General features: G+C 40.8%; 9 protein-coding genes. 7 read left to right on the top strand and 2 right to left on the bottom strand.

Annotation, left to right across the window (positions count from 1 at the left end):
- Nucleotides 1-124 precede the first annotated feature (124 nt).
- The 6 genes from WG954_RS15395 (at nucleotide 125) to WG954_RS15370 (ending at nucleotide 6,382) form a co-directional block, all read left to right on the top strand.
- Nucleotides 125-1,015, top strand: coding sequence for a hypothetical protein (locus WG954_RS15395; RefSeq protein ID WP_340437577.1), 891 nt, complete (start codon nucleotides 125-127; stop codon nucleotides 1,013-1,015).
- On the top strand, nucleotides 1,012-1,620 hold the full coding sequence (locus tag WG954_RS15390) for a hypothetical protein (protein ID WP_340437576.1): 609 nt from the start codon (nucleotides 1,012-1,014) through the stop codon (nucleotides 1,618-1,620). Before WG954_RS15395 ends, WG954_RS15390 begins: the two co-directional genes overlap by 4 nt.
- Before the next feature lie 134 nt (nucleotides 1,621-1,754).
- The gene (locus tag WG954_RS15385) at nucleotides 1,755-3,392 is read left to right on the top strand and encodes a M14 family metallopeptidase (RefSeq protein ID WP_340437575.1); all 1,638 of its coding nucleotides are present in this window, start codon (nucleotides 1,755-1,757) and stop codon (nucleotides 3,390-3,392) included.
- Nucleotides 3,393-3,415: 23 nt separating this feature from the next.
- Nucleotides 3,416-5,152 carry a M14 family metallopeptidase gene (locus WG954_RS15380; protein WP_340437574.1) on the top strand — a complete coding sequence of 579 codons (1,737 nt, stop codon included), beginning with the start codon at nucleotides 3,416-3,418 and terminating at the stop codon, nucleotides 5,150-5,152.
- An 88-nt stretch (nucleotides 5,153-5,240) separates the two neighbouring features.
- The gene (locus WG954_RS15375) at nucleotides 5,241-5,879 is read left to right on the top strand and encodes a peptidylprolyl isomerase (RefSeq protein WP_340437573.1); all 639 of its coding nucleotides are present in this window, start codon (nucleotides 5,241-5,243) and stop codon (nucleotides 5,877-5,879) included.
- Nucleotides 5,880-6,076: 197 nt separating this feature from the next.
- Nucleotides 6,077-6,382 (top strand): hypothetical protein, encoded by a 306-nt coding sequence (locus WG954_RS15370; RefSeq protein ID WP_340437572.1) that lies wholly within the window; start codon nucleotides 6,077-6,079, stop codon nucleotides 6,380-6,382.
- Between the two features lie 63 nt (nucleotides 6,383-6,445).
- Here WG954_RS15370 and WG954_RS15365 read toward each other — a convergent pair whose 3' ends face one another.
- Both WG954_RS15365 and WG954_RS15360 read right to left on the bottom strand, forming a co-directional pair.
- Nucleotides 6,446-7,885 (bottom strand): RagB/SusD family nutrient uptake outer membrane protein, encoded by a 1,440-nt coding sequence (locus WG954_RS15365; protein ID WP_340437571.1) that lies wholly within the window; start codon nucleotides 7,883-7,885, stop codon nucleotides 6,446-6,448.
- A gap of 19 nt (nucleotides 7,886-7,904) precedes the next feature.
- A complete protein-coding gene (locus WG954_RS15360) occupies nucleotides 7,905-10,904 on the bottom strand; it encodes a SusC/RagA family TonB-linked outer membrane protein (RefSeq protein ID WP_340437570.1) in 3,000 nt (999 codons plus the stop codon).
- Nucleotides 10,905-11,248: 344 nt separating this feature from the next.
- Here WG954_RS15360 and WG954_RS15355 point away from each other — a divergent pair, with 344 nt between their 5' ends.
- The gene (locus WG954_RS15355; protein WP_340437569.1) at nucleotides 11,249-13,489 is read left to right on the top strand and encodes a Tex family protein; all 2,241 of its coding nucleotides are present in this window, start codon (nucleotides 11,249-11,251) and stop codon (nucleotides 13,487-13,489) included.
- Nucleotides 13,490-13,530 lie beyond the last annotated feature (41 nt).

Here is a 13,530-nt window from a genome sequence, read left to right as displayed (position 1 = left end):
CCAAATTAATCATTTCATTTACGAAATGCAAGCACTGAAGCCAAAAAATCTGACAGTCAAATGGCGTTTAATAGGAAGTGGCCGTAACAAGTTTCTCATTATTTTTACCACGCAACAGCGAAGCATGAGATTATCAAAGGTTATTATTTGTTTTTACTTCATTTTCAGTGTACCCATTTGTTCCCGTTCTCAAACAAATGGAACTTCTTTTGCCGGCAAACAACAACAGGCTTTAGCCTTTTTGAAACAAACCAAGCTTACCAACAGTACCCAATGGGCCTCGGTGAATCAGCAATTGTTTTTACAAAACCTGGAACGAAATATTGAACATCCTGTTTTTCTGTATGCTGGCCGCAACACCAACTTCTGTGCGTTCGCTGCGGTGGGTTATGCATTAACACGACAGGATCCCCTGGGATATGTGCAATTCATGATCAATCTGTATAAAAATGGCAAAGCAGAATATGCCGGGGTAATGTACAAACCATCTGATGCAGTACGTAGACGGGTGGGATTGGTTTTATATGAAGGCGAACTGGATCGTAACGATGCTGATCAAATGTTGTTCTTTACGTTGGCCGATCATTTCAAAGGTTATATCAATCTTTTTCATCTTAACTATAAAGAAGGAAGAGAGCTTGGCTTGTGGGCAGCAACCAATCTTTCAAAATTTAATGACATGCTGCGTGTAACCATGAAAGCAGAAATACAATGTATTGGTTACGATCTCACAAGACTAAAGCTGAGAAAGCCAGTTGAATTCCTGCAGGAAAAATTAGAGATTGGCGATGTCTTTCTTTATCTCAATAACGCAGTTCTTCGCCGTAAGAATCATGCAAAAATAAAAAAACACATCCCTACACATTTTGTGATCCTGAAAAAACTTACTGAAGAAAATGGCATCGTCACAATGACTTACTGGGACGCAGGCTTTACCACACAACGACAAATTGAATTAAGCACTTTTAAACGTATACTCTATGGCGTTAGCTGGAGTGTAAAAAACAGGAAATGAGCAAGCACCTGCAACATATTATTTATTTCGCACTGTTCATCGTAACCACAACCTCCTGTTCTGTGTCACGACAGTTCCCTATAAATTATTACAATGAACATGAAAAAGATATTGTGGGGATAGAAGCTGTCTATAGCCATATTGCCCAAACAAAACTATTATCGCTTGGCTTTACAGATGAGGAATTCAGGCATGTATTAATTGAAATGAAAACTGACAGCATTCGTTATGTGTATGAATTTAATTTAAACGACCCATCACTCTACGACAGTTTATACAAATACGGATACGATACAACCGCAACTGCATATTTACTGCAGTATATGAAGAAAGCACATTGCACCTGGGTGAACAAACTCGACTATTATGTGGCTGGAGAGAAGCGTTTGCTTACGTTCATGTCTATTCGCAACAAATCGCTTCGTGCGCCTTTTGCTCCTGAAAAATATTTTATTCTTACGTTTTATAGCCAGCCGCAATACTACGATGAGAAGGGGATCTTACTCGACAGACGCAATCTGCGAAGAGCAAGGAAGGTAAACAACGAAATATTCTATCGCATTAACGAGAAAGTTTGTTATACTCTTTCTGCAAAATTCAGATAAAGCAAAGCGACCCCCAACTACTAATCCCCAATTCCTGATTCCTACATCTTCCTATCACCCCATTCCACCATTCATCAAAAGCAATGTTGCAGGGTTTTGTTTTCAGTATATTCGGTTTCCAAAACAATTTCTTTATGATGAAAAGAATAGGTATTTATTTGTTGTGCCTTTTATGTTACAACAGCATAACTGCACAAACCAGCTACAGCAACTTCGCCCAGCAAACCAACCGCATCAATGCATTGGTAAAAGCAAATCCACAATGGGTGAAAGTAAGATCGCTGACTAAAACAAACGGCGGCAAAGACATTTGGCAGATCACCATCGGCTCAGGTAACACAGAAACAAAACCTGCCATTGCAGTGATTGGTGGTGTGGAAGGAAATGCGCCATTAAGCACCGAACTCGCCATTGGTTTTGCAGAACAACTGATGCAAGGCATTGCAACCGACAGTATCAAGAACTTGCTCAACAAAACCACGTACTATATTTTTCCTAACATGAGTCCTGATGCAATGGAACAATACTTTTCATCGCTACGTTACGAACGCCAGGGCAATGCCACCTCTACAGATGACGACCGTGATGGAAACAATAATGAAGATGATTATGATGATCTTGATGGCAATGGCAAGATCACCTGGATGCGTATTGAATCACCTGTTGGTACACATCGTGTTCATCCGAATGACCCGAGAGTATTGATCAAAGCCGATGTTAGCAAAGGAGAAAAAGGAAACTATCTTGTTTTTGCTGAAGGAAAAGACAATGACAAAGACGGCAGCTTTAATGAAGATGGAGAAGGCGGCGTTTGGTTCAATAAGAATTTAACTTTCAAACATCCTTCTTTTTCACAAGGCTCCGGTGAATTTCCTGCAAGTGAAAAAGAAACAAGAGCATTGCTTGATGAGTTGTTTGATCGCTTTAATGTATATGCAGTGATCAGTTTCAGCAGCAATAATAATTTAAGTACGCCTTACTCTTTTAATGCACAGGCAGCAACGGCTCCTATTCTTGCTGGCTGGTTAATGCCCGATACAAAAGTGAACAGCATGGTAAGCGAACTTTATAACAAAACTGTTGGCTTGAAAGATGCGCCTGCATCATCAGTGAGCGGTGGTGATCTGTTATCATGGGGATATTATCACTATGGCCGTTTCAGTTTCAGCACACCGGGATGGTGGGTACCAAAAACAAAACCTGATACCGCTAAGAATGAAAAAGCATTCATTGTAGAAGATGCTTCCGCAAATTATCTCCGTTGGGCGTCGCAACAAAACGTCAGCAATGTGTTTACAGAATGGAAAACAATTCAGCATCCCGATTTCCCTAATCAGAAAGTAGAAGTTGGCGGTGTTGATCCGTTTGCTCAAAACACGCCCCCCTACTCACTTGTTTCTGATCTTGTAAAAAAGCATAGTGCATTTTTAATCAAACTCGCTGCGTCTCAACCGGAACTGGACATCATTAATGTGCAAACAGAAAAGCTGGCAAATGGATTAACAAGAGTTACCCTTGATGTGATCAACAAATCTGCATTGCCTTCTCATTCAAAATTGGGCGAGCGCAGTTACTGGGTAAAACGCATTAATGTAAAAGTGAACAACAGCAGCAGCCAATCGATAATCAGTGGAAAAAAGATTCAACTGTTGAATGCGTTGGAAGGTTACAGCTCCAAACAACTGAGCTGGCTGATCAAAGGTAGCGGCAAGATCACAATTGAAGCAGGCAGCCCAACAACAGGCACAAAAACAATTGAGGTTACGCTTTAATGTTCACGCTAAAAATTACAAAAATGAAATTTCAGATAAAACAATTCATCGTATCAACAGCTTTCAGCTTTACAGCATTGTTTGCGACTGCACAAACGGCTGACCAGGTATTTAAAGCATCTGGCTCACCGGCTAATCCAAAAGTTGCTATCAGTTGGAACCGTTATTACGATCATGCAGGCATTACAGATATCCTGAAAAAGATTGCAGCAGCGCACCCTGAGTTAGCAAAACTGCAATCGATCGGCAAATCATTTAAAGGCAGAGATATCTGGTGCCTTACCATTACTGATTTTAAAACAGGCAATACTGATCAGAAACCGGGCATGTATATCGATGGCAATATTCACTCAAACGAAGTTCAAGGTGCAGAGTTCTCGATGTACACCGCATGGTATTTAACAGAATCATTTAAAGACACTCGCTTCATTAAAGAGTTATTGGCCGATAAAGTTTTTTATATCGTTCCAACCATCAACCCTGATGGACGTGATAGTTATTTTCACGAACCCAATACAGGAAGTTCACCACGTTCGGGTGTATTGCCGGTTGATAATGATCGTGATGGTTTAGTTGATGAAGATGGTTACGATGACCTGGATGGTGATAATGAAGTATTGATCATGCGCCGCAAAAATCCAAATGGACGTTTACGTGTTGATCCGTCTGATCCACGCAGAATGATACAGGTTGGACCCGATGAAAAAGGTGAATATGAAATGCTTGGTCTTGAAGGAAAAGATAATGATGGTGATGGTGTGGTGAACGAAGACGGTTATACTTTTCAATACGATCCTAACCGTGATTGGGGCTGGGGATGGCAACCAAACTATATACAGAATGGTGCGTATAAATATCCCTTCTCATTACCCGAAACAAGAGCAGTGATGGACTTTGTAATGAAGCATCCGAATATTGCAGGAGCACAATCGTATCACAATGCAGGTGGTATGATCTTACGTGGCCCCGGTGATCCAACAGACCAGGTTACTTACAATCCGCAAGACATACAGGTGTATGATATTATTGCAAAGAAAGGTGAAGAGTTGATTCCCGGTTACCGTTATCTCGTTGTTCATAAAGACCTCTACCCTGCTTACGGTGGTGAACTCGATTGGTTCTATGGTGGCCGTGGCATCTACACTTATTCAAACGAATTATGGACGCCCTTTTTATTTTTTAATAAAGACGCAACCCGTAACCCGCAGGATAATACCAACTTCAACTTTGATACTTATCTTTTATTTAAAGATGCATTTGTTGATTGGCATGAATATGATCATCCGCAGTACGGTAAAATTGAAATTGGCGGCTTCAAGAAAAATTTCGGTCGTGCACACCCCGGCTTTTTATTAGAGAGTGACGCACATCGTAACATGGCTTTCACCATCTATCATGCATATCATACACCATTGTTGAAAGTTGATACAGTTACTGAAAAAGACTTAGGCAATGGATTGAAAGAAGTAACTGCTGTCATTTCAAACAGCCGTATTATGCCAACGCACAGCAGTCATGATCTGAAATACAAAATCGAACGTCCTGATTATATTTCCATCAGCGGTGTAAAAGCGATTGCGGGAATGATCGTTGAAAATGCTGATCTCAACATCACAACAGAACAAACAAGTAACCCGGAGAAAATTAAAGTGGAGAATATTCCGGGCTTATCAACTGTTACTGTTCGTTGGGTGGTGCAGGGCAGCGGAAAATATACCATCAGTGTTGACAGCAAGAAAGGTGGTGTAGCGAAGAAATAAAGTTTTTTAGTTCTAAAGTTCTGAGTGTAATAAACCCCGTCTGAATTCAGTCGGGGTTTATTAATTTTAGCAGACGGAGATACAATTCATGAAAACGATTTTTTCTTTTTTGTTGGCAGCTTTTTGTTTGTTGCAAACAAAGGCACAGGTATTAAAGACAGATGCCAATCTCTTAAAATTAAAAGCACCTGAAACATTCAAAGCAGAGTTCGTTACCAGCAAAGGCAACTTCACTGTTGAAGTATATCGAAGCTGGTCGCCGCTTGGCGCTGACCGTTTTTATCAACTCATCCGCAGTGGTTATTATAACAACACTGTGATCTTTCGGGTGGTGAAAGATTTTTTGGTGCAGTTTGGTGTTAGCGAAGACAAACAGAAGAATATATTCTGGCAAGGAAAAAATCTGAAAGACGAACCCGTGGTTGGCTCCAATACCGACAGTACCATTTGTTTTTCACGTGGCGCTCCCAACACCCGCAAAACCTCCATCTTCATCAACCTGCGAAATAATCTCACGTATGATACGTTAAATGCAGGTGGCGTGAAAGGTTTTGTACCTTTCGCAAAAGTGATTACTGGTATGGATGTGGTGCGACAATTCTTTTCAGGCTATGGCAATGATGCCATGAAACCGGCTGATACAATTTACTTTAAGGGCAATAAATGGTTTATCAACAAATTCCCGCAGATCGATATCATCAAAGAAGCCCGGATCATTAAAGACTGAATGTTTGTTTAATCGGCGAATTGAATTACTCAATGAGCAATAAACATTGAAAGCAGATCAGCAATAATCTGATTTTTTAACAGCTGTAAAAGGCAAGTTTTCCACAAAAAATCATTTGTGCATGAGTTTTGCTTTATAAAATGTCCCCATATCCGCATCGGTAAAACTGTGCACACACAACTTTTAAAAACTTACTGATGAAACTACAAGTCGTAAAAAACATTCAATTCACCCGTCTCATCAAGGCAGATGGACGCCTACGTGAATTTAACTTCAGAAAGCTTGGTGGCCTTCAAGAAGGCATGTTCAGCGTAGATGTGGCCGATGAACGTGGCAACAGGTTACTCTTTAAAATGCACAAAGAAGATAACAAGTGGAAAATACTGGAAAACCACGATCTGCCCGACTGGGTGACTTCCTCAACAGCGGTGTTGCACGAGAAGATCGAAGAAGTGATGAATGCACATCTTCCGCAACAGGAAGAGCACGAGCAACAATCGTAAAGAAAAGAGCTGTTCAGTATTACCTGAACAGCTCTTTCTTATTAAACCCTTCGTTAATCAGTATCAGTAGCCTTGATTTTGAACAAGATTGGGATTCACTTTTATTTCATTGAAAGGGATCGGGAATGTCCATGACCTTGATGTTGGTCCGATATTGCAGTTTGCTGCCCGTGAACCTCCGGCAACACCACATTCTGTACGCACAATTGTTTTGGTAGTTCTGCGCAAATCAAACCAGCGATGACCTTCGCCCAACAATTCAACCCTGCGTTGTAACAAGATAGCATCGAGCAATGCAGCGCCAACTTCCGCTCCAATTGCCACGCCACGATTTGTACGCAATGTATTGAGATCAGTTAATGCGCTAAGGTCATTGGTGCGTTGTTTCGCTTCAGCACGCATCAACAACAATTCTCCCGCACGGAAAACTTTAAAGCTGCGTATACCGGGATACTTCCAGCTGAGTGTACGTTGAATACCACCCGAACCAGCCTGGTTGAAACGGTTTACACCCGGGTCAACATAAGCACCGCCTTGGGCTTGTAAGATTGCACTCATGGCTGCTGTTACACGGTAGTTAGGGCTTGCTCCGCTGATAGCACCACCGGGACGTAAAGCATTATCAGAAGGGATTGCCCAATACACTTCACTTGACGGAGCAGCTTCACCTGCGGTGGCAAATGCAGAAATATAATTTGCTGCTGAGCCAACGGGTCTTAATCCCAATGCAATATTTGCATCGGCAATTACAGCATTCCATTCAGAAGCGTAATAATTTACCCGTGCACGCATAGCATAAACAACCACACTGTCTATATAGTTGCGTGAGCCATTGCCGGTAGTATTTCCGCCAGCACGAAAAGCGACCAATGCATCTCCCAGATCTTTCAGAATTGCATCATAGTTTTCTTTTACGGTGTTACGGGAAGGTAAATTAGCAAACGGCTTTTGAGGATCGAAAACAGTTACAAATGGTACACCTAACGCCGTTGAGTTACGACCAAAATCAACAGCGAAATAACGCATCAGGTCAAAATGCGCATGTGCACGAATTGCCAATGCCTGAGCTTTAATGCGTTTTGCCTCAGCTTCTGTTGAACCGGTTTCATATTTCTCAACAAACTTCAGCAGGTTATTAACTCTTGAAATAATTTCATAGGGTTGAATGAACGCTGCAGCAGCAACGCCATTATCAGAAGCATAACTCATTTCGCTCATAATATTCCAATTCCCTAAACTTTCTAATGCCTCAACAAAATCATCACCCATCAGTTCAGGTAACGCACTCCATGCACTGGCCGAACCGGAGGCTGCCGGGCTGCCATAATAGTTGTTACTCTGGAAACCATCGTACGCACCACGTAACGCACTGCGTACGTCATCAAACGTTTTTAGATCCGTTAATGAAGTATCAGGTATTGTGTCTAATGGTTTCTTACATGCCATGAATCCTGTGAGCAGCAGGGCAAGCATGATGTAAACCGGTTTTAGTGTCATCTTCATATCTTAAAAATTTCGTTCATTAAAAATTTAAATTCAAACCAAAGTTTACACTACGTAAGGATGGGTATTGCGCACCACTTACAGCAGCATTTGAATTAGCGTCGGAGTTAACGATTGTTGAAACTTCCGGATCCCATCCCTGGAACTTATGCCATGTGTAAAGATTCTGGCCCTGCACAAACAAACGCAGTCCCTGTATTTTCAGTTTTTCCGTTACACTTCTCGGTAATGAATAAGAAAGCATCACATTACGCAAGCGAAGGAAATCGCCTTTTTCTAAGAAACGTGTTGTTTGTCCTTGTGTAGCTTCATCAATCCGAGGGAAGTTTGTTTGCTGTCCCGGAGTTGTCCAGGCAGTTAAACCGCTGCGTGCAAAACCTGATGTGGTGTATGCATAATACTCAACATTGAAGCGGGCATTGTTGTACACGTAGTTGCCTTGTGAATAAACAAAGAAAGCAGAAAGCTCCAATCCTTTAAAGTTGAATGTATTTGTAAGACCTCCGTTATGAGGCGCATCACTTGTTCCTAAAACCGTAAGATCATTTGCATCATAATCTTCTGTGATAGTTTTACCGTCAGCCTTCAGATATTGCGAATTACCATTTGCAGGATTAACGCCTGCATATTGTACAAGATAAAAACTGTTCAATGGTTTGCCTACCTGCAATGCTTGGAAGCTCTTATACAATTGGAAGGTTTGATTATCTGGTAATGATTTAATAGTGTTCTTATTGTATGCATAGTTTGCATCAATTGTCCATTTAAAATCTTTTGCGTTAATAACTTTGAGCGAAAGATTTACTTCAATCCCCTGGTTCTCCATACTTCCATTGTTTGCGAGAATAGTACCGTTACCACCGCTTGTACCTGGTACAGTAGGTTGGAAATATAAACCTGTTGTTAAGCTGTTATAATACTCAACGGATGTTCTGATACGGCTTTTTAAGAATTCTATTTCAACACCAACGTTTGCTGTTCTTCTTTTTTCCCAGGTAAGTTCAGCATTTCCAAGACTGTTGATACTTAACGTACCCTGTCCGCCATAAGTGCCACGTCCGTACTGTTGTATATAAGGGAATTCACCAATACCATTTTGATTACCCACTGCGCCGAAACTTGCTCTTAACTTGAGGTAATTGATCGCATTTAAATTAAAGAATTTCTCTTCTGAAATGATCCAACCTGCACCCACTGAACCATACTGCGTCCAACGATTTGCAGGACTTAAACGTGATGAGCCATCTGTTCTTCCGGAAAGTGAAAGAAAGTATTTGTTGCGGAAAGAATAATCTGCTGTTCCAAAATAAGAAAGCAAAGAACTGTTTTCAGGAAAGCCGCCACCAACAACTGGAATATATCCATTGGCAGCAGTGCCTGTAACAAGACCAGCTTCATTATCAAACGGCAACAACAAACCATAACCGGTAAAATTGAAACTGCGTCCTTTGCGTCGGATGTATTCAGTATACAAAGAAGTAGTTAACTCGTGATCATCATTTTCACCAAATGTAGTTTTATATGTAAGACTATTGGTGATCGTTGTACGGAAACGACGGTCGAGGCTTCTTGCCAACGCACCTTCGCCTGCAAATGCACTTCCGAATGCTGCATTTTGCTGAGCCGATTGTGTACCATTCTTTGTAATACCAAATCCTTCGATTTGAGAATAATCACCACCCGCATTTAATCGATAGGTAAGATTTTTGATCCATGGAATATTGTATTCTACAAACACGTTACCTGTTGATTTTAATTGCCAGCTGTTATCTCCATTGACAACTAATTCTTCAACCGGGTTTAACCAGAACGGGAATTGTACCGAACCTGCATAAGTACCGTCGTCATTATAAACTTTCTCGTAAGGCAATGCCCAGATAACTGTATTCAAAGGCGAACCAATACTTTGATCACCTTCAAATGTTCCTCTGAATTTTGACCAGCCACCAGCTAAGTTCACGCCAAACTTGATATTACGTTCTGCGTGTGAAAGATTCAAACGTCCGTTGTAACGTTTTAACCCAGTGTTGATGGTTACACCTTCCTGGTCGAAATAATTGAATGAGGTATAGAATGTCGTTTTTTCATTACCTCCGCTTGCGCTGATCTGGTGCGACTGCATTTTACCATCACGAAAAACAGCATCGTTCCAATCTGTATTCACATTTCGGAACTCAGCAACTTCTGCAGGCGACCATCCCCATGGATTACCTGCAATGTTCATTTCAAAATCAAGTTTCTCCTGTGTGTTCATCAGTTTCAACTTGTTCTCTGGTAATGTTGAAACGCCAATTTGGCCATCGTAAGCAAACCGAACTTTTCCACTTCTGCCTTTCTTGGTAGTAACAACAATAACACCGTTTGCACCACGTGAACCATAGATTGCTGTTGATGCTGCATCTTTTAATACAGACACACTTTCAAAATCACCTTGGTTCATAGTGCTGAAATCACCGGCTCTTACTTCTATACCATCAACAATGTATAATGGATCAACAGAACCATTTACAGATGTGCGTCCACGAATGATCACATCTGCATTGCGACCAGGTTGACCTGAACCTGTTTTTACATTTAATCCCGGTGCCTGACCTTGCAGAATTTGATCGAATGATGCAATGGGTTGTGTGCGGATGTCGTCGATCACAACTGTTGACGCCGAACCAATGTTAGATCTTTTTGAACGTGTGCTGTAACCTGTTACCACCACTTCTTTTAATGCATTAAAAGTGGCTGTTACCGTTACATTCATCACTGCTGCGTCAACAGGTACTTCTCTACGTTCAAAAGAAGTACTAGTGAAAATTAAAACATCACCTTGTTTTGCTTTGATTGAAAAATTTCCTTGTGCGTCTGCAGTAGTAATGGTTTGCGTACCTTTTACCTGTACTGTAGCAAAAGGTTGTGGTTCTCCTGTTTGTGATGTGATCTTCCCCGTTACTGTTTGTGCCTGCACAAAGGCAACGGAGAACAGACCAATCACAAATGCAAAGAGAACCCTGAGGTTTTCTCTTGTCATGAATGATAAGGTTTTGATGTGATTAATAAATTGATTGATCCTCTCTTTGTTAAGATCAATTAAAAGTGTGCGAATAACGTACACTATGAATTAACTGACAACACATGTTTATGTGATGCTGCGTTTTAACTTGTTTGTTTTGAAGAGTGGTAAAAAAGTCGGGTTGAACGAAACCTCACTTGTACGTTTTTTACATAACCACTTTATTTTGCATGTGTTTTGTCATAATCATGTCACTGAACTTTACTTATTATTTTGTTCTAATGTTTGAAATGAACAAATTTTTTTTCTACTGAAGCACAGCTATATTGCATCCCCTTTTAAACAAGTTTAACTGAAGAAGAATGACAGAATTTTCATCAAAGATTGCAGGTTTGCTGAGCCTGCGAGTGCAGCAGGTCGAGGCTGTGATAGAATTATTGAACGAAGGAGCAACGATTCCTTTTATTGCCCGATACCGGAAAGATAAGACCGGCAACCTGGATGAGGTGGCTATTCAACAAATACAGGATCAGGCAAAATTCCTGAAAGAATTTACTGAACGTAAAACGTTTATAGAAAAAACAATTACCGAACAGGGAAAGATGACAGACGCTTTGCAAGCTAAGCTTGATAAAGCAACTACATTAAATGAACTGGAAGATATTTATCTCCCGTACAAACCCAAACGCAAAACAAAAGCACAAACGGCGAGAGAAAATGGTTTGGAACCATTGGCTTTGTTATTACTTGAGCAAAAAGATATTGCCGTTAATGAACAGGCAGCAACGTTCATCAATGAAAAAGTAGCAACGGCAGAAGATGCATTGCAAGGTGCAAGAGATATTATTTCCGAGATGGTGAATGAAGATGCGAATGTGCGTGCCAAACTCCGAAAGTTTTTTGAAGATGAAGCATTGGTGAAGAGCACCGTGATGAAAGACAAAGAAACAGAAGGTGTAAAATTCAAAGATTATTTTGATTTCAGTGAGCCTGTACATAAAATACCTTCACATCGTATCCTTGCGATTCTTCGTGGATTTACAGAAGGTGTTTTGAAAATGAGCATTGAACCTGAAGAAGAGTTGGCAATTGAATTGATCGATGCGCAATATGTAAAAGGCATGAGCGAAAGCACTACACACGTGAAGAAAGCGATCAAAGATGCTTATAAACGTTTACTGCAACCAAGTCTTGAAACAGAATTCCGTTCGCAGTTAAAACAAAAAGGCGATGAAGAAGCGATTACCGTATTTGCAGAAAATTTACGTCAGCTTTTGTTGAGCAGTCCGCTTGGCAGCAAACGAATTCTTGCACTTGATCCTGGTTACAGAACAGGTTGTAAAGTTGTGTGTTTAGATGAAAAAGGTGAACTCCAAACAACTGATCTCATCTTTATTCATGAGCCTGGCAAGCTTTATACCTCTGAAATGACCATCCGTCATTTGGTGAAAGCATTCCAGACAGAAGTATTTGCTATAGGTGATGGCACAGCAGGAAGAGAAACAGAACAATTCATTAAAAAATTAAATCTTGGCTTGCCTATCTTTTTGGTGAATGAAGATGGAGCATCTGTTTACAGTGCAAGTGAAGTTGCACGTGAAGAATTTCCAGATAAAGATGTAACGGTACGTGGTGCTGTAAGTATTGGTCGCAGGTTAATGGATCCGTTGGCTGAATTGGTAAAGATCGATCCGAAAAGTATTGGTGTTGGTCAATACCAGCACGATGTTAATCAAATGCGTTTAAAGGAACGACTTGATCAAACAGTAGTAAGTTGCGTGAACCAGGTGGGTGTAAACTTAAATACGGCCAGTAAACATTTGCTGAGTTATGTGAGTGGTATCAACAGCAGCATTGCAGAAAACATTGTGAAGTATAGAAATGAGATAGGTCGATTTACGTCACGTAAACAATTATTAAAAGTACCAAGGCTTGGCGATAAAGCATTTGAACAATGCGCAGGTTTCTTACGCATTAATGATGGCGAGAACGCATTGGATAAAAGCGCCGTGCATCCCGAAGCTTATCCTGTTGTTGAGCAAATGGCGAATGATCTGCAATTGAAAGTGGAAGAGCTAATCGGCAACGAAGCAACAATTAAACAGATCAATGCAAAAAAATATGTGAGCGAAACAATTGGTGAATTAACTATAACCGACATCCTGAAAGAATTGGTGAAACCGGGACTTGATCCACGAAGCGAAGCACAAGCATTTGAATATGCTAACATTTTTAAGATTGAAGATGTTACACCCGGAATGGTGATACCCGGTATGGTTACCAACCTCACACGCTTCGGTGCATTCGTTGATATTGGCGTGAAGCAGGATGGATTAGTTCATGTTTCTGAAATTTCACATGATTACATTACTGACCCCGCAGAAAAATTAAAACTGAATGATAAAGTGATGGTGAAAGTTGTGGAAGTTGATATTGCACGTAAGCGTATTGCACTTTCCATCAAACAAACAGAGGAAGCACCTGCCCGAAGTGCAAGGCCCAAGATACACGGCCCGGCAACAAGGTTCAAAAAAGAAGAAGACTTAACCAGCTTGAGTGTAAATGATGCATTGGCAGCGTTGAAGAACAAATTTAAGAAGTAGAAAAACGAAAGCCGGTAGTTACAAGTCGATAGTAAATATAT

Origin of the sequence: Lacibacter sp. H375, assembly GCF_037892425.1 — a bacterium.
Classification (GTDB): Bacteria; Bacteroidota; Bacteroidia; order Chitinophagales; family Chitinophagaceae; genus Lacibacter.
Note: the sequence above shows the minus strand (reverse complement) of the source record. Positions and strands in the feature narration are given on the sequence as shown.

Bases quoted from the DNA above. Each gene is read 5' to 3' on its own strand.
- WG954_RS15395 (WP_340437577.1), top strand. From the start codon at position 125: ATGAGATTATCAAAGGTTATTATTTGTTTTTACTTCATTTTCAGTGTA.
- WG954_RS15390 (WP_340437576.1), top strand. From the start codon at position 1,012: ATGAGCAAGCACCTGCAACATATTATTTATTTCGCACTGTTCATCGTA.
- WG954_RS15385 (WP_340437575.1), top strand. From the start codon at position 1,755: ATGATGAAAAGAATAGGTATTTATTTGTTGTGCCTTTTATGTTACAAC.
- WG954_RS15380 (WP_340437574.1), top strand. From the start codon at position 3,416: ATGAAATTTCAGATAAAACAATTCATCGTATCAACAGCTTTCAGCTTT.
- WG954_RS15375 (WP_340437573.1), top strand. From the start codon at position 5,241: ATGAAAACGATTTTTTCTTTTTTGTTGGCAGCTTTTTGTTTGTTGCAA.
- WG954_RS15370 (WP_340437572.1), top strand. From the start codon at position 6,077: ATGAAACTACAAGTCGTAAAAAACATTCAATTCACCCGTCTCATCAAG.
- WG954_RS15365 (WP_340437571.1), bottom strand. From the start codon at position 7,885: ATGAAGATGACACTAAAACCGGTTTACATCATGCTTGCCCTGCTGCTC.
- WG954_RS15360 (WP_340437570.1), bottom strand. From the start codon at position 10,904: ATGACAAGAGAAAACCTCAGGGTTCTCTTTGCATTTGTGATTGGTCTG.
- WG954_RS15355 (WP_340437569.1), top strand. From the start codon at position 11,249: ATGACAGAATTTTCATCAAAGATTGCAGGTTTGCTGAGCCTGCGAGTG.